This is a genomic window from Salinivibrio proteolyticus (assembly GCF_027286365.1).
Classification (GTDB): Bacteria; Pseudomonadota; Gammaproteobacteria; order Enterobacterales; family Vibrionaceae; genus Salinivibrio; species Salinivibrio proteolyticus.
The window spans coordinates 1,758,331-1,783,737 of sequence record NZ_CP114584.1 but is presented as its reverse complement, the minus strand read 5'-3'; the positions used below and the strand labels follow the sequence as shown (position 1 = coordinate 1,783,737).

Genomic DNA, 25,407 nt, shown 5'->3' with positions numbered 1-25,407 from the left:
GTACTTACGCACAATGGATTAGCTAAGGGATAAGCGTTGTTCACACCTTAATTTGGCTCACTTTATTGGAATATTGAACGTTATGGATGATACTTCAGCAACTTGGCGTCAGTACTACGAAAAATCATTGTTACGCCCCCACAATTCACGCACTGAACTCGCCATTGAGTTGGATCAGTCTGGACTGAAAACCGCTGTTGATTGCGGTTGTGGAACAGGAAGTGAGATAGCATATCTAGAGCAGCAAGGCTATCGGGTGTATGGCTTTGATATTAATGCAGACTCTATTGCGATATGTTCAGAAAGGTTTAGTTCAAAGCCGCTGGTTAAACTTTCAGAGTGCTCCTTTGAGTCTTTCAATTATCCTTCTACTGGCATAGTGATAGCAAACTCAAGTTTGTTCTTTGCTGATCCGATAGAGTTTAAAAATACATGGCGAAAACTTGCTTCTTCTATCGTAGTTGGTGGTGTTTTTGTAGGTGATTTTATGGGGCCTAGAGATACTTGGGCAACGAATTTTCGGTTACCGACGGCTCCGTTGAGTAAAGAACAAGTTGAGCTCTTATTTGAAGAGTTTGAAATAGTCAGTTTCAAAGAACGCGATGAGCCTGGCGCGACAATGGTTGGAGCCCCTAAGCATTGGCATATTTTTTCAGTGGTTGCTGTAAAACGTACATCATAATATGGTCATGTGATATACAACATTGGTAATGTAAGCTTTTTTATTAGATTGTAATGCTGGGCATTTTTCTTGTGCGTTGGCATTAGTGATAGATATAAAAAGTATACGGTTTCTTTACTATTGCGTTTCTCCTTTTTCCACAGAGAAGAATGGTAACGAGCCCCACATTACTTTCAAATACAGGGAAAGGTTTTTTGAAGCAGAGTAGAAGTGAGTTTTGGTCAGGTGAGGAATACGATGCCCAGTATGGTAATTACTGTTCGGATGAAATATCGTTCTTTCAGGATTTAATGCTTCATCGAAATGTCTTATCCCTACTAGATGTCTGCTGCGGGACTGGCCTAGTAACAATTCCATTATCAAAGAAGTTATCTCATGCAGTAGGTATTGATTTTTCTCGTTCAATGGTTGATTTTGCGAAGTCTAAGTCATCAAATATTAGTAATGTCACCTTTTATGAAAAGGATGCTGTAAGTTTCGACTTAAAAAGCGTCTTTGATCTGATTATTATGACGGGAAATGCCTTTCAAGCATTTCTTGCAGATACAGACCTTTCATCCATGCTCGAAAATGTAAAAAAACACATGCACGGAAATAGTTTTTTTGTATTTGATTGTCGACTTCCATGTCCTAAGTACTTTGAAACAACACATAATTACGAATATTGGTCTTCCTACACGAGTTACAGCGGAGAAAACGTCGATGTATATGGTTTGGACAGCCGGCACCCAACATTAAGTAATACGATGTTGCATCGTGTAAGAAGAGAATATGAAAATGGTATGCAATATCAAAGCTATATCGAACTGAAATATCGTTCAATTAACGAGATAGGCGATCGCCTTGAGCAACACGGTCTGCAGTTAGTAGAACGTTACGCAGATTGGAAAAAGACGCCTTTGACTGAATCATCGACAAGCTTTGTGGGGGTTGTTAGGCCGCTATACCGAGATCATTGAGATCTCGCTGGACTTTTCCTTTTCTTCAAAAGGTAGCTTTAGGCTGATTGAAGTTGATGGTTACGATGTCATCCACCACTTGAGCACAGACTGGCGTATAGCAAGTGCAACGCTAAAAATAGTGATATGTCTCACCTTGAGATTCAAAGCCGCATCTTAATATGACAGCGTTGTAAGAGGGGAATCCATGTCATTTTTATGCAATAAGGAAATAAAATAGATGCAATACCTAGAGGTAAATGTCAAGACAGCGATTATCGTTCACGGTTATGACGAGTCAATCGACAGCATCCGTCAAAAACTGGAAAAAGTAGGTGTGCGCGTCGCATAACAAACAGAAGGAGCTAGCACCGACTCTCGTGTGCTAGCATCTGTAGGTAGGTGGAGTCTAGCTTATGTCACTTTATGACAAACAGAAGCATATAAAGAATCAGGAAGATACAATGTTAGTTGCTTCGGATTCTTGGTTGACAGTTAAATTTTCCCAAGAAGCAGCAAAGTCTTGGAAACGTATTCTCGCACTATTCGTTCTTGCAATTCTATGTTTGTTCGCACCAGCATTGGGTTTGATTATATCAACCATAAATGCATTCTTTTCGTAAACAACTAGGGAGTCGCTGGTTCAACTGCGAAATGCCCATAAGATACCCACGATTTTTGGTGGTTACAGTGGCTGCAAAAGCGATGGTATGAGAATTTTAGAAACACTTAGGGGTAATTAACGTAGAAGTTAAAACAGATAAGACAAGTATCCATATTGGTATGGATAAATCATTTATAAGAGACACAATGAACACAATAAATATCCAGTATTATAAACATCCTTATGCCGAATTTATCCTTGGTTCGTATCAAGGTAAGCTTTGCTTGTGTGACTTCCGATATCGCAAGATGAGAAGTGCTGTTGATGAGCGCATTAAACGGATTCTTAACGCTGAGTTTGTAGAAAAGAGCGATGATGTTTTAGCGGCTACTCAAGCTCAACTCGAGGAATATTTTTTGGGTGAGCGAAAAACTTTTGATTTACCTTTACTCTTGGCGGGTACCGATTTCCAACGGTCGGTATGGAATGCATTAAGCAACATTCAGTACGGTGACAGGGTGACGTACCAAGAGTTGGCAGTATCGATTGGTAATGAAGCCGCAGTACGTGCGGTTGGCAATGCCAACGGGGCAAATGCGTTGGCGATTATCATTCCTTGCCATAGGGTTATCGGCACCCAAGGGGAGCTTATTGGCTATGGTGGCGGTCTGTCACTGAAAAAGCGCCTTTTAGAATTAGAGCAGAACCTATTCATTTAAGGATTGAAGTGGGCGCGTATGAGAGCGGAACTGAGAGCGAAAATCCTCGCAGTATGTGATCAAAAAATCAAAGCGAAAGGTGAGAATGTCGGTGTGTCATTTTATGCGTTCTTCAAAAACAAAAATGACGATCCAGAGCAGTTGATGGAAGCCGCAACCTGGTGGATACAGACCCATCAATTAGATCATTTTGTTAAGGCAAGAACCATCAAAGAGATGGTGAAAAATAATTTATGACGACTGCAGAAATCATGGCCTATTTTGCCGACAAGGTGTAATTCAGATTTACAAGGATGGTAGTGGATAGCGGGGCACGGGCCCAGATAGTCAGATTGGCTTGGGCACACGGATGTTAGAAATCCCGCGACGGTTGAGGTAGCATTGCCGACTTTTTCTGCGGTGAGAGGCATTTATGTATATCGGCTTTGACTATGGTACAGCAAATTGCTCGGTGGCGAAGATTGAAAACGGTCAGCCGACGCTGTTACGTCTAGAAGGAGACAGCACGTTTATTCCTTCCTCCCTTGCCGTACCTACGCGCGAATCGGTGTCTGAGTATTTGTTTCGACACCGTGGCATCAAGCCGCTAGATACGATTGGCGAGCAGATGTTGCGCCGCGCCATTCATGTAAACCAAGAGGAAAGCATTGAACTTGAGGCGGAGGACATGGCGTTTGGTCAAGCGGCGCTCGACCGCTATCTCGCTGATCCGCGCGATATGTACTACGTGAAATCGCCTAAATCTTTCCTTGGCGCGTCAGGTTTACGTGATGCCCAGCTTCGGTTTTTTGAAGACCTCGTATGCGCAATGATGGATAACATCAAAACGCAAGCCGAACACCAAACCTAACAGAGTATTCATGATGCGGTGATCGGTCGGCCGATCAACTTTCAAGGTTGTGGAGGCGAGACGGCAAACCGCCAAGCCGAAGCTATTTTGCTCAATGCGGCTAAGCGGGCGGGCTTTAAACAGATTGAATTTCAGTTTGAGCCGGTAGCGGCTGGCCTGGACTATGAAGCCACACTGAGCGAAGACAGAATTGTTCTGGTGGTCGATATCGGTGGGGGAACCACAGACTGTTCGTTGATTGAGATGGGGCCATCATGGCGCGGTAATAGCGATCGTAGTGCAAGTTTGTTAGCGCACAAAGGCCAGCGTATTGGCGGTAATGACCTAGATATTGCGTTGGCATTCAAACAAATGATGTTTCCGTTTGGGATGGGCAGCAAGATGGAATCTGGTATTGAAATGCCGATTACGCAGTTTTCCAACCCTATCGCGATTAACAACGTACAAGCGCAAAACGATTTCTATGCGTTTGAAAATTTGGCGGTGCTCAAAGGGCTGCACAAGCAAGCGCAAGAGCCACATAAACTGGCCCGTTTGCTTGAGGTGTATCATGAGTCGCTGGGTTACAACATTGTCCGTCGTGCGGAAGAGGCAAAGATTGCGTTGTCGGATCAAGTTGCATACCGAGCGGGTATTCAATTGTTCTCCGAGCGCGTGGACGTTGATGTATCGCGCGATAACATGATTGATGCGATTGAGGCGCCCAAACGTAAGATGATCGCCTTAGTTCACGATGTGGTCGCTCAGGCCGGTGTAAAGCCCGACGTGATTTTTATGACAGGTGGCTCGGCACGCTCGCCTTTTTTACGTGAGGCTGTACAAGCAGAGCTGCCGAACATTCCTGTAGTGAGTGGTGACTACTTTGGCTCAGTCACCGCAGGTTTAGCGCGTTGGGCGGAAGTCTGCTTTAAGTAAGCCCAACAGCCGTTGCGGCTCGTTCAAAACAATAAGGAAATATCTATGATTCAGGATGACATAAATGGACAGCATTTACCTTTGCAGCAGGCATTGATTGAATCGGCCTGCGACGCATTTGCTTCAGAGCAGGATGTGATTGCGGCAGTATTGGTCGGCTCTCTCGCCGCGGGTAAAGGCGATCGCGTGTCCGATGCGGATATTGTCGTGTTTACACAGCACGGCTTTCATCGCTCGGCAGCGTCATGTTTTGCGCGTTTTGAGTCCGGGAAAGACATTTTCTATTGCTTGTTCAGTGATCACAATGAACAGGCGATGTTTAAAAAATATATTTTCACGGATCTAACCAGTGCCGAAATCCATTGTTTGGACGTGAGCGAACCATTTCAGCTCGCGCAGCCCTTTATGGTTTTATTTGATAAAGCAGACATCGTTCCAGCGCGAGTGACGGATGAGCCAGCCCCTAAGCACGAGAACTTTCCTGTTTACACCAGCGGGGATGAAGGGCTGATTTGGGAGCTTTTTGATTGCATCAAATGGCTGAGCCGTGGCAATAACTCGTTGGCAAAAGGCTACCTTAAAAAGCTGTCAGCCGCACTGTAACTGACAGAAACAATACTGCTTCCTACCTTGTCATTGAGGCGTCGAAAGGAGAGCCCCATGGACCATTCTACATTTAATCAGTATTGCAGCGCGTTTACGGCCGCGACACATGTGGTGCAGTGGGGCAACTCAGACGTCTGGAAAGTGGGTGGGAAAGTCTTTGCCATTGGCACCAGTAGTAAAAGCGGTCAACCGGCGTTTACCTTTAAAACCTCGCCAATAAATTATGCCTTTTTGTGCGATCTTGAGGGTTACGTACCGGCGCCGTATTTTGCTAACCGGGGTATGAAATGGATTCAACAAACCCATACCACTGGGGAGCTTGATGAAGACTTAAAGTACTATGTGGCGCAATCGTATCAGCTTGTTTGTCAGGGCTTGAGCAAAGTGAAACAAGCCGAGCTCGGCGTCGATGAGAACAGTCTTTGATAGAGGCGCTGGACAAGCCATTCAGGGTTGGCAAACGCCGGCAATAATAGGAACCAATCTTAGCGAAGACTTCCGCATTTTGACTAGAAATCATGCACCAAGGTAGGTGTGTTGGCGCGAAATAATTTTGTTAAGACAGACTTATATCGCCAACCCAGTGCCAGTAGCCGTTTCGCTAAGCTTTGATTTTGAATGGTGGCAACTTCAATGCCGCGGTAGTGATGCGGGTGCGCCTGAATATAATCGATAAACGCCGTCAGCACCCCTTGGCCGCGAACGTTGGGGGCAAATTGTAGCGAAACAATCGATAATCGCTGACTACCGATCGGGCAGTGAACCAGACAATAGCCGAGTGGGTGCTTGATCGCGGTGGAGAGCTCTGGAAAAGCGCGCGTCTGGTGACGTTGGGCTAATTGGTCATAGCCTTGGCATAGGTGGTTAAGCAGTTGCCGAGCGTTATCATCCATCGAAGTGTCTCTGAAGAGGTCGAAACGTAGCCACCATATTAGGGATTTTATTTTTTCGAAAAACAGAAAAGCGCAAGCCACGTATTTACCTCTTTTGGGCACGATAATCGTGCATAAATGGACCTTATTGCAGGCGCATGAATGCGTGTATATCAAGCAAAGCGGATAGGTTAAAAAAGGATTTTTATGCAAGAGATAGAACAGTCACTTTATGATGCGGCGTTGGCGTTACTGCAAACGCGTTACCCTACGGGGTGGGGAGGCGCGGCTGCCGTCAGGCTAGCATCTGGTGACATTGTAACCAGTGTGGCGCCAGATGTGAAAAATGATGCACTATCGCTGTGTATGGAAGTCGGTGCCTATTTAGAAGCACACAAACGCCATGAAGTCGTTACACATTCTTTATGTCTTTGTCGTGAGGACGAACATAGCCAAGTTTTGATACTTAGCCCTTGTGGCGTTTGCCAAGAACGCTTAGTGCATTGGGGCGGTGATGTAAAAGCTGCGATTTCTACGCCAGACAACCAGCTAGTTTTTAAAACTGTGCGCGAGCTCATGCCGCACCATTGGTCGTTAGTGAATGACGAGTTTTTATAAATTTATCAATCATGTACATTATGTGCTGATTTTTTAATACGGACGTTTAACGATTACGACAATCAACAAGATTCTTTCTGCGGTGGCGATGTATAAAGGATTGCACCGCAATATTTACTACGTTGCACTGGCCCGCATGATCCTCGGGATGGGCAACTTTATTATTCCTTTCCTCGTGTTGTTGTTTACCGATAAGCTCGGCTACTCCGCGTCGCTGGCGGGTACATTAGCGATGAGTATTACTGGCTTGTACCTGCTGGGGAGTTGTATTGGTGGCAAGCTTTCTGATTGGGTAGGTCATAAAAACACTATGGTGGCGGGGGAATGTGTCGGCGCTATCTTGCTGCTGATATGTGGGTTTGCACCCGATTCCCCTGTGATGGTGCCGGCGTTATTATTCGCCGCTTACTTTTTTATCGGTGTAGCGTTGCCGGCCAGTAATGCATTGGTGGCCGATTTATCTCACGCAGGTAATCGTGATGCAGTGATGTCGCTTAGTTACCTTGCCTATAACTTGGGTTCAGCGATTGGCCCCATCTTAGCGGGTTATTTGTTTTGGCAGCACACTGAATGGATTTTCTTTGGTAACGGGCTTGCCGTTTTAGTGGGTATTCTTGTGGTTGCTTTTTTGGTCAATGTGACCGAGCAAGCCGTCCCCGAGTCTGACTCTGACCTTGAACGCGCGGTAGAAGGCAGTGTCTGGTCGGTGCTTAAATCACGTCCTTATCTCATTGTGTTCACTTTACTTTGCGGCATGCTTTGGTTTGCGTTGAACCAAATGACGATGGCTAGCCCGCTTTATCTGAGTCATTTATTTGGCCAAGAAGGGCCCGTGCGTTTTGGTCAACTGATGACGTATGCGTGCGTGTTGGTGGTGATCATAACGCCACTATTGCTCCGCGCCACATCTGGACATACTGAGACGATAGGGTTGGCCTATGCAGGGCTTTTGTTTGTGTTGGGTTATGGTCTTGTGATGTTGGCACCTACGATTCCCGTTCACTTTTTAGCGTGGTTCTTCCTTTCCGCTGGCGAGGTGTTGGTCCTGACCAAAGAAGGCGTGTATCTTGCCAACAACTCACCGGCGAGTCATCGCGGTCGTATTCAAGGGGTATTGATCACGTTGCGTAGCTTATTGCTGATGCCAAGCTTTGTATTGATTGGCTATGTCATCGACACGTTCGGTTATTCGGTGACTTGGTCGCTTGTTATCGCTATGGCTATGTGTGCCAGCATCGGTATGTTTTTATTGTCGATGCGCAAGAAAACACGCCTCGCAGCGACGTCCTCATAAGATTGATGGCTTTGTGACCAAGGCGGAGTCATCATCCATGCGGTTAAGGTAGGTTAAAAGGTATACCATCAATACACCGGTGTGGAGGTGAATATGGCCTACTTAACCTTAACCCCAGAAACCTTAGATGATGCGCATATCTGCTGTGCGTTCTCGGATAAAAAGTGCCAAGCCAGCTATCAGGCGAAAAAGCAGTGGCTAAAGCAGGAGTATCAGCACGGATACCGTTTTCGCCGTTTAGATGAACGCGCCAAAGTCTTTATCGAATATGGCCCAGCAGAGACAGCTTGGCAGCCCATACAAGCGGATGGTTATCTGGCATTGGGTTGCTTTTGGGTCTCTGGGAAATACAAAGGGCATGGACACGGCAAGCAACTGTTAGCTGACGCCATTGAAGCGGCTAAACAGCAAAATAAGCAAGGCTTAGTCGCCGTGGTCGGTAAAAAGAAATACCACTTTATGAGCGATACAAAATGGTTAAAAGGCCAAGGCTTCAACGTGGCGGATGAGGCCCCTAATGGCTTTGTGCTGTTGTATTATCCGTTGAATGATGCAGCTGAAATACCGCAATTTAGAGAATCCGTTCATACCGCCAATGTATCAACCGAAGGGTGTGTGGCGTATTACTCCCATCGTTGTCCTTATGCGGAATACCATGTGTTGAACTCGCTACAACAGAGCTGTGCGCAGCGTGGTATCCCGCTTGAAGTGCATCATTTAGAGACATTGAGCCAAGCACAAGCATGTCCTTCACCGGCCACCATTTTCAGTTTGTATTATCAGGGGGAGTTTATTACCACCGATATCAGTGCCAGCATGGAGAGCCGCTTTGATAAGTTTATTCCTCATCACCCTTAACCTGTGAAATAGATAGCCCGTATGTTAGAAATCATTACCGCGCCAGATCCAAGGCTGGCCATAAAAGCAGAGCCAGTCACGGATATTACCGCCGTACAGACGTTGATTGATGATATGCTTGAGACGTTGTATGCCACTGACAACGGTATTGGATTGGCTGCTACGCAAGTGGGTCGTAAAGAGGCGATTGTCGTCATCGATATTTCTGAACGCCGGGATGACCCTTTAGTGCTCATTAATCCGGTGGTTGTATCTGGCGTTGACAAAGCCATTGGTCAGGAGGGTTGTTTATCCGTGCCTGGCTATTATGCAGATGTCGAGCGATACTCGTCTGTTGTGGTGTCTGCCCTTGATCGCAATGGTCAATCGATCACGATAGAGCGCGATGATTTTCTTGCCATTGTTATGCAGCATGAAATCGACCACTTATCTGGAAACCTTTTTATCGATTATCTCTCGCCATTAAAACGACAAATGGCCTTAAAAAAGGTGAAGAAGTATTTAAAACAGAGCGCTTAGTAAAATCTTAAACTTACATGGATGTAAGGACAAACGATGAATATTGGTATTTATGTGTATGAGCACGCAGAGGTGCTCGATTTTGCCGGACCTTTTGAAGTATTTAGCACCGCAAAACGTTTGGGCGCGGACAGTTGGCAGGTTGGACTGATTGCTGAACAAGACTCACCTTTGCTCGCGCGCGGCGGTTTGCGTGTTGTGCCGGATTATCATCTCGCCAACCATCCCACGCTGGATGTGCTGCTGGTTGTCGGCGGCGTTCACCGTGAGCAAGTCACGAACTCGTCGGTGATCGATTGGGTGAAGCAACAAGATGCGATCACCCAATGTACGGCCTCTGTCTGTACTGGGGCGTTCATACTCGCAGAGGCCGGACTACTCGATGGTCGAAAAGTGATCACACATTGGGAAGATATGGACGACCTCAGCCGTGCTTATCCGCCATTAAGTGTGGTATCAGGTAAGCGCTGGGTGAGGGATGGAAAATATCTCACCTCCGCGGGCATATCTGCGGGCATTGATATGAGTTTGCAGCTGGTGGCTGATCTGCACAGCGAAGATTTAGCCCAGCGCGTGGCCAAGCAAATGGATTACCACTGGCAGCGTTGAGTGGAAACCGACAGGTAAACCATTTGCGGCGCCATGTTAGTGATCTGACCGAGCCTCTGGCGCTGTCGAGACCCAATTCAGATGGACGTCTTGTTGCGGGAATGGAATCGAGATGCCTTCTTCATCAAAGCGCAATTTGACTGTTTTGGTGACATCCCAGTAGACGTCCCAATAATCATCGGTTTTCACCCATGGTCGGACAATAAAATCTACCGAGGAGGTATTCAGAACATGTACTTTGATCATGGGCTCCGGTGTACGAAGTACCGCAGGATGTGACTGGACAATCTCGGTGAGCACGGCTTCTGCTTTAAGAAGGTCATCTTTATAGCCAATACCAAACACCATATCCACTCGACGAATCCGCTCTCGAGTGACGTTTTTAATCACATCGCCCCAAATTTTGCTGTTCGGGACAATGATAATTTGATTATCAAACGTGCGAATCGTGGTATTCACCAAGCTCATATTGCCTACTTTGCCATCCACGCCACCGGCGTAGACAAAATCACCTACATCGAAAGGGCGGTAGATCAGTAGCATCATCCCCGCAGCAAAGTTTGATAGTGTATCTTGCAGCGCAAAGCCGATAATGACCCCAGCGATACCAAAGCCAGTGAGTACCGGAGTAAGATTGACCCCAATCTGCGAGAGACCGACCAAGATCCCAATTACCCACACAGCTTTGCCTGACATTGCGACGAAAAACTCTTGCATCAACTGCGAAAACTTAAAGTTTTTATTGGCGACCGCGGATTTCACAACGGAGCGGGTAAGTCTTGCGAGCAGTTTTGCCACCAACAAAATCAGCACAAAAATGATGAGCTGGAAAACCAACTGTGGTGCGTTGTCTTCTGCCCAGTTCAGGGCATTTGCGGACCAATGGGAGAGGATCGAATACGCGACATCCACATCCAGAATATCCTGGGTGATGTTGCCGGTAACGCCAAATAGCTGGCGTTTATATTCTGCGGTTTCGATCCCCAACTGATCGGCGAGCTGATAGGTGCGCTTTAAGCCATCAGTAGCGATAGTCAGTCGTTGTTGGGTGTTCAACTGCGTCAGCTGTAACGCGGGTTTTTCGGAATCAGGACTCGATTTGATTTGTTTCTCTTGCGCTGTGTATTGCTGACGTAGGTAGTCGATAGATGCCGAAAGGAGTCGTAAACGCTGGTTAAGACGTTGCTCTAAGGTGTTTCGCGTTTCCTGTGTCGGCTGATCGAGCTGCTCAAGCCAGCGTATGTTTTCCCAACTCGCCTCAAAGACAGAACTGAGGTATTGCTGTAGCTCCGCATACTCATTGATGAGTGGTAAGCGTTGCTCTTGGCTGGCTTGAGTGATTTGCTCATTGAGGGTATTAAGACGGACCGTGATGTATTGATACGCATCTTGCGTATACCGCCGTTGCGCCGTGACCAGTTGAACCAACTGCGGGTTATCCAAGCTTTGTTGATTGATGGCGTCGGCGAGCAGCTCTCTTAGCTCCTCGTTTTTGTTAAACAGCTGCAATTGAATCGCATCTTTGTCATCGCCTTTTGCTTGTTCAAGGCTTTCTACAAGGGTCTGAATATATTGTTTGGTGCGCGCTATTTGATGCGCTAATGAGGAGGTATCGCTCGACGTGACACTTTGCTCAGTCGGCGCCGGTGCTTGGTCGGCATAGGCCGGCGGAAGAAACAGAAGGGGAGTTACCAGTACTAGCATGATCGTATTCATGCGTTGACGGCGATGTGATAACGTTTTTATCCAATTCACGTTTCTTTCCTCTTGCCTGTTGGCGATTGTGATGGGCAGCGATGGCAGCAATCCAATGCCCAACCGAGCCTTGCCCCTGCGCTTTAATAGCGTAGCGAGTTTAGCCTTAACTGCCTATACCGTCAGCCATTTTTGTGACGCACTGGTTTTTATGATGCGTTAGCTATTGCTTGTGGATCGCGTGTGTCGGTGTCTGCCAACGGGTAATGAGAAAGACGGTCTAGTGAACCACGTGATAACGCTGACTTTGTCGCATCACAATACTGGCAGCTAACAACGTCATTATTACCGCGATCGATAAGGTGTTAGCCGGGAAGAACTCTCGCCGTTGGCTAAGGCGCGGAAATGACATCGCTGCGGGCCATTTTGACGCGATTGCTTGAGTTGTTGCGGTTTCGGATACTGAAAAAGAATAGGCGGGTAAACCCATCATACTGCATGCCTCAATAATCCAGTAAGCGGGCCCTAACGAGCCCGCTGTCGTGTTTGTCGTTAATGATGTTCTCGTAAATTAGTCAGCGTGCTTGGCGTCGGTCACCATCGTTTCGGTGGTGATCATGAGGCCGGCAACGGACGCTGCAAATTGGAGCGCCGAGCGCGTGACTTTCGCTGGGTCCAAAATGCCCATGTCAATCATGTTGCCATATTCACCGGTTGCGGCGTTGTAGCCATACTGGTCGCTGCCTGCTTTGACCGCGTTTGCAACCACTGACCCTTCGTGACCTGCGTTTATCGCAATTTGACGCAGAGGCTCTTCAAGGGCGCGTAAGGCAAGCCGGATCCCCACGTTTTGATCGTCGTTGTCACCTGTCAGATCACGCAGCGCATGCGCGATTTGAATCAATGCGACACCGCCGCCGGCCACGATCCCTTCTTCAACCGCAGCACGGGTAGCATGCAGAGCATCATCCACGCGATCCTTTTTCTCTTTCATTTCGACTTCGGTCGCGGCACCGATTTTAATCACTGCGACGCCCCCGGAGAGCTTGGCAATCCGTTGCTGAAGTTTCTCTTTGTCGTATTGCGAGCTGGTGCTCTCAAGCTGTCTTTCGAGAGTCGCAATGCGATCTTTGAGTGCACTTTCCTCTGCGGCACCGTCAATAATGGTGGTGGTGTCTTTGCTGATGGTGACTTTTTTCGCGCTGCCTAACTGCTCTAGCGTGACGTCTTCAAGCGCAATGCCCAGCTCCTCGGTGACAAGCGTACCTGCGGTTAATGCGGCAATATCATGCATCATGGCTTTGCGATTATCCCCAAATCCGGGCGCTTTGACGGCGGCGGTACGTACAATGCCGCGCATATTGTTGATCACCAAGGTCGCGAGGGCTTCACCATCGACATCTTCTGCAATAACCAGCAGTGAGCGTGATGATTTTGCTACCGCCTCGAGGATTGGCAGCAGTTCACGAATATTGCTAATTTTTTTGTCGACTAACAGGATGTAAGGATTGTCGAGCTCGACGGTGCCACTGTTTTGATGCGTAATAAAATAGGGTGACAAATAACCGCGGTCGAATTGCATCCCTTCAACGACCGATAATTCATTCGCGAGCCCTTGGCCCTCTTCAACGGTAATGACGCCATTACGTCCGACTTTGTCCATGGCTTGCGCAATGAGTTCGCCAATGTCGTTGTCGCTGTTGGCTGAAATGCTACCGACTTGTTGAATAGCGTGCTTTTCACTGCACGGTTTCGCCATTTCACGTAGCTTTGCGATGGCAGCCTCAGTGACCTTATCAATACCGCGTTTGAGATCCATGGGGTTCATTCCCGATGCAACCGCTTTCAAGCCTTCGTTGATAAACGCTTGAGCCAGTACGGTTGCGGTTGTGGTGCCGTCTCCCGCCTCATCGTTGGCTTTGGAGGCGACCTGTTTGACCATTTGGGCGCCCATGTTTTCAAATTTGTCTTCTAAGGTGATCTCTTTGGCAACCGATACCCCATCTTTGGTGATGGTTGGCGCGCCATAAGACTTATCAAGCACAACGTGACGGCCTTTAGGCCCTAAGGTCACTTTTACTGCGTCGGCGAGGATATTGACACCGCGTAGCATTTTTTGACGAGCATCATCAGAATATAAAATCTCTTTTGCAGCCATGATATTCTCCTAAATACGCTGAAAATAATTACGCAACAACCGCTAACACGTCAGACTCAGACAGGATCAGATACTCGTTCCCATCAATTTTCTCTGTCTTAACGCCATAGCCATCGTTGAAGATGATGGTGTCACCTTCTTTTACTGCCATTGGGGCGCGTTCACCGTTGGCGAGGCGCTTCCCTTCGCCGACAGCGATTACACGACCACAGGTGGATTTTTCGGTCGCTTGAGAAGTCAGTAAAATTCCTCCTTCTGTCTTGTTATCAACCACTTGTCGTTCAACAAGGAGTTTGTCGTGCAAAGGACGAATTTTCATATCCGGTGTCTCCTACGTAAGCTATCAAACTAAAAGACAAGATGATGATGCCCAAGAGATCAGGGATGGGGCATCAAAGTCGTCTCCATGGCGACTTCAAGGTTATAGATTGGGCCTGCTGTATTAAGTTCAAGACGCTGTTTCATTGAATATTTTTATCGATAAGAGAAATTTTTTTTGCCTATTACATGCTGAATCGCGAGGCGCAAAAAACGTATCTCTTGGTGCGCGAAGCGCTTTGGCACGTGTATGATGAATCACGCTGATGTCAGTCATCGACGGGCGCTAGCGGCTCATGATTAATGGCAGTCATAGGATTAAAAGGAATAGGAACATGTTTCCAGCAACATGGCGGTCTGAACGCCTGTGTTTTAGTGCGTTTGAGTACAGTGATGCAAAGCGCGTTAAAGCGCTGTTTGAGCAAAATCAGCATCTGCAATATCAAGATCCCACGTTTAAACCTTGGTCGTTGTCGACCTATCAAGCATTGATAGCGGATAGTGCGGAGAAAAAGGCGCCCGACGTCGAAGAGGCCTTTTACCTTCGTCGCATTCAGACCCATGACGGTAAAGATATTGGCTACTTACAAATCTCGCTCAATGCGCCGGATGCACAGAGTGTTTGGTTGCCCATGCTCACTATTTCCCCAAGATATCAAAAACATGGCTATGGCAGCGAAGCGGTTGCGAGCGTGATTGAAACCGTGCAAGCTTATGGGGACTATCGACGCATGGGTGTGAATGTTTACGCCGAAAACATTCGCGCGTTTCGATTCTGGTATCAGCAAGGGTTCTGTCGTATTTCCCATTTTGAACCCGAGCAAGATGAAGGACGAGATTACCACTGTTTGGTGCTCTATCGCGATTTAGACGTGAGGACACCATCACGATAGTGAACAAGGAAAGTGACTGAGTCATATAGGAAAGGAAAATGATAAAAACACCGAAAAAACGTCTGTTACTGACGCGTGTCGCACTGAGTGTTGTACTTGGCATGGGGCTTAGCGTTTCATCAACCGCGGTGCAGGCGGCTGACGCTGCACAAGTTCAGGAGCAGCGAGCGTCTGGGCTCCATCTGCAAGATTTTGATCGATCGGTTCGTCCACAAGATGACTTGTTCCGTCACGTGAACGGCACGTGGTACGACCAAACCCAAATCCCCAGTGATATGTCCAGCTATGGTGCGTTCCGTATCTTAGCGGAAGAGAATGAAAAGCGTCTGAAAGGCATCATTGATGAGCTGGTGGCGCGTGATGATCTTAAGCCTGGTTCCAACGAGCAAAAGCTGCGTGATTTTTATCTTAGCTATATGGACCAAGATAAAATTGATGCCTTAGGAGTCACGCCAATCAAACCTGAGCTTGATCGTATTGCGGCGATTTCCTCGAAGCCTGCGTTGATTTATGCGATGGCCGATTTGCGACAAATTGGTGTTGGGATCCCGTTTAGTTTTTATGCGTGGGCCGATGCGAAAAACCCTGACTATAACGCTCTGTATCTGAGCCAAAGCGGGTTAGGCTTGCCGGATAGAGACTATTATTTCCGAGACACCGAGGACGCTGAGCGTATCCGCACCGCTTACAAACGCTATCTCGAAGACATGCTGCGCTTAGCGGGCTACGATCAGGTCAAACAACGCGCGGATAGAATTTATCAGCTGGAAAAAACACTGGCAGAGCACCATTGGACACGCGCTAAACGCCGTGACGCGCAAGCCACCTACAACAAAATGCCCATTGAGGCGCTCAACCAGTTGATGGGTGAGTTTGATTATGCCCGCTTTGCCAAACGCGCGGGTATCGACAAAGCCGATGAGGTTGTGGTGCGCATGCCGTCTTATTTTGAGGCGCTAGGGCAGGTGTTTGAGCAAACCAGTCTGCAAGCGTGGCAAGATTATCTAACCATCCGCACGCTCAATGCGTTTGCACCGCGTCTAAATCATGAGTTGGTTGAACGTCAATTTGCGTTCTATTCCAAAACCCTTAACGGTATTCCTGAGCAGCGTGACCGCTGGAAGCGCGGCGTGCAAGCCACTGAAGGGGTATTGGGTGAAGCGCTTGGCCAAGAATATGTCGCCCGCTACTTCCCACCGCAAGCCAAAGCACGTATGGAAACCATGATTGATAACCTGCGTGCCGCGTTTAAAGACTCGATTGAATCATTAGCGTGGATGAGCGATGAAACCAAAGCGAAAGCATTGGATAAGCTGAGTAAATTCACGCCTAAAATCGGCTACCCAGAGCAATGGGAAGATTACAGCGCGCTGACCATCAACGCCGATGACTTGATTGGCAACAGCAAACGTGCCGCACGCTGGGGCTATCAAGATATGTTGTCGCGGATTGGTGCGCCCGTTGATCGTAAAGAGTGGGGTATGACCCCGCAAACGGTCAACGCTTATTACAGCCCAACTGCCAACGAGATTGTGTTCCCCGCCGGGATCTTACAGCCACCGTTTTTTGATATGAATGCGGATGACGCCGTGAACTATGGCGGTATCGGCGCGGTGATTGGTCATGAAATGGGACACGGTTTTGATGATCAGGGCTCGCGTTATGATGGCGATGGCAACCTATCCAATTGGTGGACGGATGAGGACCGGGCGCGCTTTGATGCACGCACCCAAAAGCTGGCTGAGCAATTTAGCCAGTTTGAGCCATTGCCGGGCTTGTTCATTGACGGCAAAGTGTCTTTGGGTGAGAACATTGGTGATTTAGTCGGCTTGACCACGGCCTTCCGCGCCTATCAAAAATCGTTGCACGGAGAATCGTCACCAGTGATGGACGGGTATACCGGCGAGCAGCGATTCTTCCTCAGCTGGGGGCAGATTTGGAAAATGAAGATGCGTGAAGATGCTCTGCGTGAGCGTGTGTCGCTGGGCCCACATGCGCCACCGCAATATCGCGTGCTTGGTGCGCCGCGCAATGTCCCTGCATTCTATGAAGCCTTTGATATTAAAGAAGGTGATGGCATGTATTTACCCGAAGATCAGCGGGTGAATATCTGGTAATCTCGGATGCCGCCGCAAGGGCGGCATTTTTTGCGATAGATATTGGTACTGTCCGTCGCGCGAACCGATGCAAGGAGGCTCCAAGTGCTAAGCACGCCAAGGACGAGACTGGTTTTACTTCCCCCAGAAAAAGCCGACATGATGGCGCAGTTTTATCAACGAAATCGTGCTCACCTTTCCCCATGGGAGCCCATACGTCCTGCCGCATTTTATCGCGAAGACTATTGGCATAGCGCGCTGCAAGAAGCGAAAGACTTGTTTCAACAGCAGCAAGCCTTCAAGTTTGTGATTTTGCATCATGAACGGGACGATGTGATAGGGGTGTGCAATTTTACCAATGTCATTCACGGCGCCTTTAAAGCGTGCCTGTTAGGTTATGCCGCTGACAAGCATTATCAAGGGCAGGGCTATATGCACGAAGCCATCCAAGCAGGTATCCGTTTTGTATTTGATCAGGTTGGGTTGCACCGTGTGATGGCCAACTATATTCCGGACAACACGCGCAGTGAGCGGCTACTTACCAAGCTGGGGTTTGAGCGCGAAGGCTATGCTCGCCGTTACCTCAAAATCAATGGCCGCTGGCAAGATCATGTCCTCACCGCCAAACTCAATCCTGCAATGGAAGAGTGAGTCGTGGAATCGCCAGTCGGACATTCCGTTTTATCCATTTAACTGTTAGGAGAAAAAATGAGTCAGTTTACCGAGTACAAAGTCGTTCATATTGTTGAAGGTGGTTGCGGCACCTTATTGCTGGGCTCAAGTGGCTTGCCGTTGCAACGCCTCGAAGCCGAACTCAATCAATACGCGCAAGATGGCTGGCAGGTTGTTTTTCAAGTCATTGAAAAGAAAAGATACATGCTGTTTTGGCAGCGTGAGGCAGTGATTGTTACCCTAGGTCGCTAATGCTCAAGTATTTGTCGCTTACGTTGATCCATCGTTACCAAGCTAAAGGTGGATCAAAGAAACTGTTCAATATTGAGTGTAATTTCGAGCCGAGCTGCTCGGAGTACACGCGCCAAGCGATCGAAAGATACGGCGCACTCCGAGGCTGGCAACTCGGATTGGCGCGCATTCGCCGCTGTAATAATCCCAATGCGATTGAAAAAATTCACGACGAGGTGCCTTAATGCGTTTTACCCAACCGATCGAAGCGCTGGAGGCGCAAGAAGAAGCACTGAGGAAGCAGGTGAATGGCTTGACCCAAAGCCAGAAAAAACGCTATTTTGCCGAGCAAGCCAGACAGCTCAAAGATCCCGATACCTATGCGGCGCTGAATTGGGCATTCCTTGGTGGCTTTCATCATCTTTACTTGCGAAGGTATGGGTTGTTTGTCGTAGAATGTGCATTATTGGTGATCGCCGTTATCGGCTTAGTGATGAGTCAGCCTTATTTTGCGTTGATTTTGGTTGGCTTAGTGCTATTTGAGTTACCACAGCTGTTTTTTGCCCAGAAAATTGCCAGGCAGTATAACTATCATGTATCACGCGAAATATTCGAACACGTCCGTCGTGGTGACTAATTCATGAAACGTCGTCGGATCCGTAAACGTCACCAGCACCATTTCTTTTTATGCCAGAAGACATATCGTCGCGCCTTAATTGATTTGATTGAGGCAGATCCTGTGAGGATGCGTGCGTTACGATGTGTTCAGTCCCTCAATTTACCCCAGTGCTATATCGCCGCCGGGTTTGTTCGCAACTTGGTCTGGGATGCATGCCATAAGTACCCGCCGAGTGCGCTCAATGATATTGATGTGATCTACTTTGATCCCTCAGACACCAGCATTGAGCACGAGCAATACCTTGAAGCCTTGTTGCAAAAAACCATGCCGGAGATGACTTGGCAGGTGCGCAACCAAGCAAGAATGCATGAAAAGCATCAAGATCGGCCGTATGCGAGCACACTGGATGCGATGCGTTTTTGGCCTGAAAAGGAAACGGCCATTGCGGTTCGCCTCGATATGAATCAGCGCTGTGAAGTGATCGCTGCATTCGGTGTACAGTCTTTGTTTGAACTGAAACTCAGCCATAATCCCGCTCGCCCTTGGTCGGTATTCCAGCAGCGAATTGATCACAAGCAATGGCTAACTCATTGGCCAAAGCTAACGGTAACAACCCAATGTTCGGTGGCAGCTAAGCCAATCAATGCGGAGTAAGAACCGATAAAGTGCGCATGGACACAGATTGTCCATGCCACCCAAGGCATACTCGTTTCTGTGTTAATCAGTATGGATACGTAAACACATGAAATATCGTATGGATGCTAACCCGAGTGATGATGATATTACAGCCATTCGCCAAGGGTTAAAGCAAAGTAATCACCCGTTTCTTGCCGGGATCCCAGAAGGGTCGTTAGCCGGTTATGCCTTTAATGATCATGATGAGCGAGTGGGCGGAATTATAGCCAACACCTGGGGACAATGGCTGTTGATTAAATACCTTTGGGTGGATGACGCTTTTCGCCAACGCCATGTTGGTAGTCATCTATTGAGCAATTTGGAAGAGTACGGCAAAGAGGTAGGTTGCAAGATGGCCTTTGTCGATACCTTTAGTTTTCAAGCTAAACCTTTCTATGAAAAGCATGGCTATCAATGTCAGATGACGTTAGATGATTACCCCCTCAACCATTCTCTGCACTTTATGACTAAAAAGCTTGCGGACTGAGTCGAACATTGAGCGGGTTAAATTCTCATTCCGACAAGCAACTGACTGATTTGTCGTGATAAAACAGTGATAAAGATTCCAAAAAACGGGTCGCGTTGTGTGGTTTATCAACGGGCTACGGCTGAGATCAATATACTTGCGAGTAACAGGACTAGACTCGCAAGTTTTTGACTCACAGATAGAAAGGAATCATGAAGACATCACGTTCATTTTTAGCGGCCTCCCTCAGCGTGCTGCTTTCCACTTCCGTTTTCGCGACCGTCAGTAATGATGAAACATTACTGGCTAACCAGCATCAATCCCTTACTGAAGCGACGTTAGGTAAGGGCTTTGGTCCTCAGTCACCCCGCGATATCGATCAACTCTCAGGCACTAACCCACAACGGTTTCAGTATGCACCTGCCGCACCGCAGATGAATTTGTGCAATATTCATTTTCATAAAAACGCAGAGCATAAAGGCGGCGAATTTACGCGATATGCTGGGATCGGGGATGGGCAGGGTTACCAATCCGGTTACCTTTATACGGGACAATTAACCGATGCTGAGCGCATGGCATATCACCAGCCTGTGTGTGCCAGTGAGCATCAAAGTGTGCAGGTTGGCGACACTTTGGAACTTCACTATGTGTATAGCACGGCGTCCGTCGCGCCGGGTCCGACGCTGGGTGCGTGCTTAAGTGATGCGACGGTGAATCCACAGTTGCGGGTTGAGGCACAAGTGCTTGTGGCGGTGAATGATGACAGTGCCGCTGATTTCACGCGCCTAACGGCGGTTGGTCAGCGCAAAGGGCGCTATCAAGCGATTCACCTGCCCGAAGATAGTGGTCAGGCGGTAAGCTATCTAGGCTCAACGACCGGCCCGGCCTACAACGAGAAAGGATCGCCGTACCAAGTAACATGGCGGGTCCGCCCGAAGGTCAAAAAGGTCAACATCGCAAGTATACAGCGCTGGTGTCAGGCAAACGTATTTGAAGAGCATCATGCGCACGGTGTACGTAATTTGGTGGTCCAGCCTGCGTTACTCTCCGAGCAATAAAAAGGGAACAGTATGTCAACGACGGCGTCCAATCGATTAACCATTCGTCGTATGCGGCCGGACGATACGGAGCCGGTTCTAGATATCTGGTTAAATGCCTCACTGCAGGCGCATGATTTCATTGATGAGGCGTTCTGGCATCAGCAACGTGATGCCATGCGTGCCTCTTACTTACCGATGGCTGAGGTGTGGGTAGGAACCCATCAAGAGGTTATCCTTGGCTTTTATGCATTGCATGGTAATACGCTGGCGGCGATTTTTGTCGATCCTGTCCATCAAGGCGCCAGTGTGGGCAGTCAATTGCTCGATCATGCCAAACTGCAAAAGCCCACTATCGACCTCACTGTGTATCAGAAAAATACCGCCAGTTACGCTTTTTATCTACGTCACGGTTTTGTGGTTGATAAAGAGCAAACGGATCCACATACCGGAGAGCGTGAGTGGCGAATGGTTTACCAAAGTTAGTTGTCGTCTGCAGACAGTGAAAAAATCCCGCTTCGGTAAAACCAAGCGGGATTTTTTATTTTTATCATATTTATCAATCCAATAAGTTGATTTTCTATTATGGGTAATGGTCGTACCAAAGCGAGGCTAGCGAGATGAGATTTGACTTTAATGGCAAAGAATTGTTAGTTTGGTCCTACCAAAAGAGAGGGTGATGATGAACACAACCACACAAAGCCTTTTTCATCCGGTGCAAATGGGCCGGGCCAGTGAAGATGTGGCATTACAAATTGAGTCAGCGATTCTGTCTGAGGCGCTAAAGCCGGGTGACAAACTACCCAGTGAGCGTGAGCTTCAGCAACAGTTCGGAACAGGGCGTGGTGTGGTGCGTGAGGCGATTCAGGCACTCAAGCAAAAAGGCTTGATTGAAATCCGCAAGGGTCAGAAAGGCGGTGCTGTCGTACGCCAAGTGGATGTTCATCATATCAGTGAATCACTGGCGCTGTTTCTCAAGCAAAGCCATATCAATGCAGAGAAAGTGGCGGAGTTTCGTGAAACGGTCGACCAAAGCTTGGTATTGCTTGCGATGAGTCGTGCGAGTAAGACGCAGAAAGTCACACTGCAAGAAACCGTCGAAGCTTTAGCGGCTGAAGCGGCGAGTGTGAGCCCAGATCTTGATCGACTAGGGGAGCTAGATCGGGCGCTAAACCTGCTGATTGCTGAAATGTCAGGCAACCCAATCTTTGAGTGGGTGATGCATGCGCTGCAACAAGGCTTTAGCTCGCACGATTATGCCCTTTATCAGGTGGCGGAGTATCGTCGCCAAACGGTGGAAAACTGGCAGCAGACCGTCCACCACATTGTTGCCGCAGAGCCTTTTAAGGCGCAGGCAACGATCAGCCACCACTATCGGTTGCTGCAACAATGCATTGATGCGCAAGCATCAAGCAAATAATAAAAAACACTTCAAAAAGGAAACCTCTAACTACATTCACCCATAACCGCGCCACCAAGATGGCGAACACGTCACTGCGCGCGGGAAGGAAAACTGGAGGTTTTATGGGACTGCAACAAAACTACGATTACATCATTATTGGCGCGGGTTCAGCAGGCTGTGTGTTGGCGAACCGTTTGAGCGCCAATCCAGATAACAAGGTGCTACTTCTTGAGGCGGGTCGTCCTGATTATCGACTTGATTTTCGCATTCATATGCCCGCCGCACTGACATACTTGCTGACTGATGGTACTTATAACTGGTTATATGAATCCGAGCCCGAGCCGAACATGCATAATCGCCGTATCGCGCAGCCTCGTGGCAAAGTGCTTGGCGGCTGCAGCAGCATTAATGGCATGATTTACATCCGTGGTAACGCCATGGACTATGAGAAGTGGGCCAACGAGCACGGATTGAAAAAGTGGGATTATGCCCATTGCCTGCCGTATTTCCGCAAGTGTGAAACACGTTTGCAGGGCCAAGATGACTACCATGGCAACAATGGCCCACTGGCAATCAGTACAGCAGATTGCGATAACCCTTTGTTTAGTGCTTTCTTTAATGCCACCCAGCAAGCGGGCTATCCATTAACCGACGATGTGAACGGTTATCAGCAAGAAGGGTTTGGCATTTTCGACCAAAATATCTATCGCGGTCGTCGCCACAGCGCTGCGCGAGCGTATCTTCACCCGGTGATGAATCGTAAAAATCTTACCGTGATCACGGGCGCGACAACCGACAAAGTGCTGTTTGAAGACAAAACGGCTATCGGTGTGGAATACCGCAAGTGGGGACGGAAGAAAACCGCCTATGGCGCTGAGATTATCAGTTGTGGTGGTGCAATCAACTCACCGAAGCTGTTGCAGCTATCGGGTATTGGCGATGAGATCATGTTGAAAAACTTAGGGATTAAGCCGGTTCACCATTTGCCGGGGGTGGGTGAAAACTTGCAAGACCACCTTGAGCTTTACGTGCAGTATGAATGTAAAGAGCCAGTCAGCATGTATCCCGCGCTTAAGTTCCATAATCAACCGAAAATCGGTTTTGATTGGCTGTTCCGTCGTAAAGGTGCTGCCGCGACCAATCACTTTGAAGCGGGTGGCTTTGTACGCGGTAATGATGAGGTGGCGTACCCGAACTTGCAGTTCCACTTTTTACCTCTGGCAATTCGCTATGATGGTTCGGCACCCAACAAAGGACATGGCTTCCAGTTGCATGTGGGGCCAATGAATACCGATGTGCGCGGTTACGTTAAAATTCGCAGCACTAACCCAGATGAGAAGCCAGAGATCTTCTTTAACTATCTCTCTACGCCACAAGAGCGTAAAGAGTGGGTGGAAGCGATTCGCGTATCGCGAGATATCATTGCGCAACCTGCGTTTGACCACCTTCGCGGTAAAGAGTTATCACCGGGCAGCGATGCGCAAACCGATGAAGAGATCCTCGACTTTGTGGCACGCGAAGGGGAAAGTGCTTACCACCCCAGCTGTACCTGCAAAATGGGCTTGGCGAGCGATGAAATGGCAGTCGTGGATGAATCATTGAATGTGCATGGGGTGAAAAATCTACGTGTCGTTGATGCGTCTATTTTCCCAGCGATTACCAATGGTAACTTGTACGCGCCGACGATCATGGTGGCTGAAAAGGCGGCAGATATGATCATGGGGCATACGCTCGCACCCGCGAAAGACGCTGAGTATTACCGTTATGTGCCAGAAACTGGATCTCAGTCGGTAGAAAAAGCGACGGCTGACGTGGCGTAATCGGCCGCTGTTTTCGGATGAAAGCCAGCAGAATGCTGGCTTTTTTATGGGGCGTTGTCCGTGTTATCTGAAGGGCTTGTTGACTGGTTGAGTTGGTACTTTGCCGCGCTATAGCTTGCCACACTGTAGGGGACGAGATAGTTGAGTAGGGCATGGCCGATACTAAATGAGCCATCGGCCCACAGCGCATCGCCTTGATTGATAATGTTGAGTATTGTCCCCACCACTAAAGCTATTTTGATCGCGTTAATGACCAAGCTTCGCTCTACGAGTATACGGATGAGCGGTTGCATCAGGTGTCCAGATCAAGATGACGTTCATTCGCCCGAGCAAGTAGCGCTTGGGTGGGGATTGTATCGATGGTTTCTTGGATCACCCGACGAATTAATGCCGTATCAGGCTTGCGACGCTGCTTAGCTGGTGAAAGCTGAATCCCGGTGGGCGCGAGGGTGTAAGCGCCGTCGTTCTTCACCAGTTTCGCTTGCTGCAAACAAACGGGGCAGTGTAGGAGGTGTCCTGATTTATCAGAGCGATACCGTGTAATGGTCGGGCCGCATGTGGGGCAATGATATAAGGGGATCCCTTCGTCGGTGTGCGCAATGATCGAATCCAGTTTACCGGCCTTGGCTAACGCAACGAAGCGCGCGCCCAGCTTTTCATCGAACTGAGTGCCGAGGTTCTCTTCAATAATGGCAATGGCTTTTTCTTTTGGCATGGCATTGCGGTAGGGGCGTTGACTGGTCATTGCATCAAACGCATCACAAATGGCAATCACCTTGGCATCGGCTGGGATAAGGTGGTCGTGAAGTTGATTGGGGTAACCTTTACCATCAATGCGTTCATGATGAAGTCCAACGGCATTACTGACAATAGTAGCGAGAGGGTGGCCTTCAAGGATATACAAGCCTTCATTGGGGTGGTTCTGGATCACGGCAAACTCGTCATCAGTGAGTCGAGCTGTCTTGCGCAAGATCTCATCGGGCACACTGACTTTACCTAAGTCGTGTAAAAAGCCTCCGAGTGTCACCGCAGCGCGATCTTCCTCTGACCAGCCTTCTTCTTTCGCCAGTGTGTAAGCAAAACGCGATACTCGCCAAAGATGCCCACCGGTATACGGGTCTTTCGATTCCACGCTCCACGCCAAAGTGAGCAGACTTTGAAATAAGCGCTGTGCTTGCTTATCGCTCGGTGCGGCGGCCAGCCACTGACGTAACCATTTCATCACGCGTACCTTTATTAAG

Annotated in this window: 30 protein-coding genes and 1 pseudogene; 24 read left to right on the top strand and 7 right to left on the bottom strand. The window is 48.3% G+C overall.

The features are described from left to right. Positions 1–82 precede the first annotated feature (82 nt). From N7E60_RS08450 to N7E60_RS08420, 7 genes and pseudogenes are all read left to right on the top strand, one after another. Positions 83–682, top strand: coding sequence for a class I SAM-dependent methyltransferase (locus tag N7E60_RS08450; RefSeq protein ID WP_269597158.1), 600 nt, complete (start codon positions 83–85; stop codon positions 680–682). A gap of 194 nt (positions 683–876) precedes the next feature. Continuing rightward, positions 877–1,641 (top strand): class I SAM-dependent DNA methyltransferase, encoded by a 765-nt coding sequence (locus N7E60_RS08445; protein WP_269597156.1) that lies wholly within the window; start codon positions 877–879, stop codon positions 1,639–1,641. Positions 1,642–2,403: 762 nt separating this feature from the next. Next, on the top strand, positions 2,404–2,943 hold the full coding sequence (locus tag N7E60_RS08440; protein WP_269597155.1) for a methylated-DNA--[protein]-cysteine S-methyltransferase: 540 nt from the start codon (positions 2,404–2,406) through the stop codon (positions 2,941–2,943). An 18-nt stretch (positions 2,944–2,961) separates the two neighbouring features. Further along, positions 2,962–3,180 (top strand): DUF6500 family protein, encoded by a 219-nt coding sequence (locus N7E60_RS08435; protein WP_077481137.1) that lies wholly within the window; start codon positions 2,962–2,964, stop codon positions 3,178–3,180. 175 nt (positions 3,181–3,355) lie between these two features. Continuing rightward, positions 3,356–4,708 (top strand): annotated as a pseudogene (gene yegD, locus N7E60_RS08430) (molecular chaperone). Positions 4,709–4,753: 45 nt separating this feature from the next. Then, positions 4,754–5,311: a nucleotidyltransferase domain-containing protein gene (locus N7E60_RS08425; RefSeq protein ID WP_269597154.1), complete on the top strand. Its 558-nt coding sequence runs from the start codon at positions 4,754–4,756 to the stop codon at positions 5,309–5,311. Between the two features lie 57 nt (positions 5,312–5,368). Further along, positions 5,369–5,740 carry an MmcQ/YjbR family DNA-binding protein gene (locus tag N7E60_RS08420; protein WP_269597153.1) on the top strand — a complete coding sequence of 124 codons (372 nt, stop codon included), beginning with the start codon at positions 5,369–5,371 and terminating at the stop codon, positions 5,738–5,740. An 83-nt stretch (positions 5,741–5,823) separates the two neighbouring features. Here N7E60_RS08420 and N7E60_RS08415 read toward each other — a convergent pair whose 3' ends face one another. After that, on the bottom strand, positions 5,824–6,207 hold the full coding sequence (locus N7E60_RS08415) for a hypothetical protein (protein ID WP_269597152.1): 384 nt from the start codon (positions 6,205–6,207) through the stop codon (positions 5,824–5,826). 186 nt (positions 6,208–6,393) lie between these two features. On the opposite strand from N7E60_RS08415, the gene N7E60_RS08410 reads away from it, so the two are divergent. The 5 genes from N7E60_RS08410 (at position 6,394) to N7E60_RS08390 (ending at position 10,084) form a co-directional block, all read left to right on the top strand. Next, positions 6,394–6,804: a cytidine deaminase gene (locus N7E60_RS08410; protein WP_269597150.1), complete on the top strand. Its 411-nt coding sequence runs from the start codon at positions 6,394–6,396 to the stop codon at positions 6,802–6,804. Positions 6,805–6,892: 88 nt separating this feature from the next. Next, positions 6,893–8,098 carry an MFS transporter gene (locus N7E60_RS08405; RefSeq protein ID WP_269597149.1) on the top strand — a complete coding sequence of 402 codons (1,206 nt, stop codon included), beginning with the start codon at positions 6,893–6,895 and terminating at the stop codon, positions 8,096–8,098. 93 nt (positions 8,099–8,191) lie between these two features. After that, the gene (locus N7E60_RS08400; RefSeq protein WP_269597148.1) at positions 8,192–8,956 is read left to right on the top strand and encodes an N-acetyltransferase; all 765 of its coding nucleotides are present in this window, start codon (positions 8,192–8,194) and stop codon (positions 8,954–8,956) included. A 21-nt stretch (positions 8,957–8,977) separates the two neighbouring features. After that, positions 8,978–9,475 carry a peptide deformylase gene (def, locus tag N7E60_RS08395; RefSeq protein WP_069362669.1) on the top strand — a complete coding sequence of 166 codons (498 nt, stop codon included), beginning with the start codon at positions 8,978–8,980 and terminating at the stop codon, positions 9,473–9,475. Positions 9,476–9,511: 36 nt separating this feature from the next. Then, a complete protein-coding gene (locus tag N7E60_RS08390; protein ID WP_269597147.1) occupies positions 9,512–10,084 on the top strand; it encodes a DJ-1/PfpI family protein in 573 nt (190 codons plus the stop codon). A gap of 36 nt (positions 10,085–10,120) precedes the next feature. On the opposite strand, the gene N7E60_RS08385 is transcribed toward N7E60_RS08390, so the two are convergent. From N7E60_RS08385 to N7E60_RS08370, 4 genes are all read right to left on the bottom strand, one after another. Continuing rightward, positions 10,121–11,788, bottom strand: a complete 1,668-nt coding sequence (locus N7E60_RS08385) for a mechanosensitive ion channel family protein (protein WP_408642347.1) — start codon at positions 11,786–11,788, stop codon at positions 10,121–10,123. A gap of 271 nt (positions 11,789–12,059) precedes the next feature. Continuing rightward, complete coding sequence (locus tag N7E60_RS08380) at positions 12,060–12,191, bottom strand: hypothetical protein (RefSeq protein ID WP_269597146.1); 132 nt, start codon at positions 12,189–12,191, stop codon at positions 12,060–12,062. Between the two features lie 159 nt (positions 12,192–12,350). Beyond that, a complete protein-coding gene (groL, locus tag N7E60_RS08375; RefSeq protein ID WP_269597145.1) occupies positions 12,351–13,937 on the bottom strand; it encodes a chaperonin GroEL in 1,587 nt (528 codons plus the stop codon). A gap of 28 nt (positions 13,938–13,965) precedes the next feature. Continuing rightward, positions 13,966–14,256 carry a co-chaperone GroES gene (locus tag N7E60_RS08370; RefSeq protein ID WP_269597144.1) on the bottom strand — a complete coding sequence of 97 codons (291 nt, stop codon included), beginning with the start codon at positions 14,254–14,256 and terminating at the stop codon, positions 13,966–13,968. A 334-nt stretch (positions 14,257–14,590) separates the two neighbouring features. On the opposite strand from N7E60_RS08370, the gene N7E60_RS08365 reads away from it, so the two are divergent. The 12 genes from N7E60_RS08365 to betA all read left to right on the top strand — a co-directional run bounded on the left by N7E60_RS08365 (position 14,591) and on the right by betA (position 24,166). Further along, a complete protein-coding gene (locus tag N7E60_RS08365; protein ID WP_077662070.1) occupies positions 14,591–15,148 on the top strand; it encodes a GNAT family N-acetyltransferase in 558 nt (185 codons plus the stop codon). Positions 15,149–15,186: 38 nt separating this feature from the next. Then, positions 15,187–17,265 (top strand): M13 family metallopeptidase, encoded by a 2,079-nt coding sequence (locus tag N7E60_RS08360; protein ID WP_269597143.1) that lies wholly within the window; start codon positions 15,187–15,189, stop codon positions 17,263–17,265. A gap of 84 nt (positions 17,266–17,349) precedes the next feature. After that, positions 17,350–17,895 carry a ribosomal protein S5-alanine N-acetyltransferase gene (gene rimJ, locus N7E60_RS08355; RefSeq protein ID WP_244323484.1) on the top strand — a complete coding sequence of 182 codons (546 nt, stop codon included), beginning with the start codon at positions 17,350–17,352 and terminating at the stop codon, positions 17,893–17,895. A gap of 57 nt (positions 17,896–17,952) precedes the next feature. Then, complete coding sequence (locus N7E60_RS08350; RefSeq protein WP_069362674.1) at positions 17,953–18,168, top strand: DUF4177 domain-containing protein; 216 nt, start codon at positions 17,953–17,955, stop codon at positions 18,166–18,168. Then, on the top strand, positions 18,168–18,392 hold the full coding sequence (gene yidD, locus N7E60_RS08345) for a membrane protein insertion efficiency factor YidD (protein ID WP_069587062.1): 225 nt from the start codon (positions 18,168–18,170) through the stop codon (positions 18,390–18,392). The genes N7E60_RS08350 and yidD overlap by 1 nt, the downstream gene beginning before the upstream one ends. Beyond that, the gene (locus N7E60_RS08340) at positions 18,392–18,784 is read left to right on the top strand and encodes a hypothetical protein (protein WP_069587063.1); all 393 of its coding nucleotides are present in this window, start codon (positions 18,392–18,394) and stop codon (positions 18,782–18,784) included. The genes yidD and N7E60_RS08340 overlap by 1 nt, the downstream gene beginning before the upstream one ends. 108 nt (positions 18,785–18,892) lie before the next feature. Then, positions 18,893–19,420 carry a nucleotidyltransferase family protein gene (locus N7E60_RS08335; RefSeq protein WP_269598567.1) on the top strand — a complete coding sequence of 176 codons (528 nt, stop codon included), beginning with the start codon at positions 18,893–18,895 and terminating at the stop codon, positions 19,418–19,420. A gap of 88 nt (positions 19,421–19,508) precedes the next feature. Next, entirely contained in the window at positions 19,509–19,928 is a 420-nt protein-coding gene (locus tag N7E60_RS08330) for a GNAT family N-acetyltransferase (RefSeq protein WP_069587065.1), read from the top strand. 191 nt (positions 19,929–20,119) lie between these two features. Beyond that, the gene (locus N7E60_RS08325; protein WP_069587066.1) at positions 20,120–20,965 is read left to right on the top strand and encodes a delta-class carbonic anhydrase; all 846 of its coding nucleotides are present in this window, start codon (positions 20,120–20,122) and stop codon (positions 20,963–20,965) included. Positions 20,966–20,977: 12 nt separating this feature from the next. Then, a complete protein-coding gene (locus N7E60_RS08320; RefSeq protein WP_269597142.1) occupies positions 20,978–21,430 on the top strand; it encodes a GNAT family N-acetyltransferase in 453 nt (150 codons plus the stop codon). A gap of 193 nt (positions 21,431–21,623) precedes the next feature. Next, entirely contained in the window at positions 21,624–22,364 is a 741-nt protein-coding gene (locus tag N7E60_RS08315) for a FadR/GntR family transcriptional regulator (protein WP_269597141.1), read from the top strand. Positions 22,365–22,468: 104 nt separating this feature from the next. Beyond that, a complete protein-coding gene (gene betA / locus N7E60_RS08310) occupies positions 22,469–24,166 on the top strand; it encodes a choline dehydrogenase (RefSeq protein WP_269597140.1) in 1,698 nt (565 codons plus the stop codon). A 44-nt stretch (positions 24,167–24,210) separates the two neighbouring features. Here betA and nrtS read toward each other — a convergent pair whose 3' ends face one another. Both nrtS and N7E60_RS08300 read right to left on the bottom strand, forming a co-directional pair. Beyond that, the gene (nrtS, locus tag N7E60_RS08305) at positions 24,211–24,459 is read right to left on the bottom strand and encodes a nitrate/nitrite transporter NrtS (RefSeq protein WP_269597139.1); all 249 of its coding nucleotides are present in this window, start codon (positions 24,457–24,459) and stop codon (positions 24,211–24,213) included. Next, a complete protein-coding gene (locus tag N7E60_RS08300) occupies positions 24,459–25,388 on the bottom strand; it encodes an HD-GYP domain-containing protein (protein WP_269597138.1) in 930 nt (309 codons plus the stop codon). The genes nrtS and N7E60_RS08300 overlap by 1 nt, the downstream gene beginning before the upstream one ends. Between the last annotated feature and the right edge of the window lie 19 nt (positions 25,389–25,407).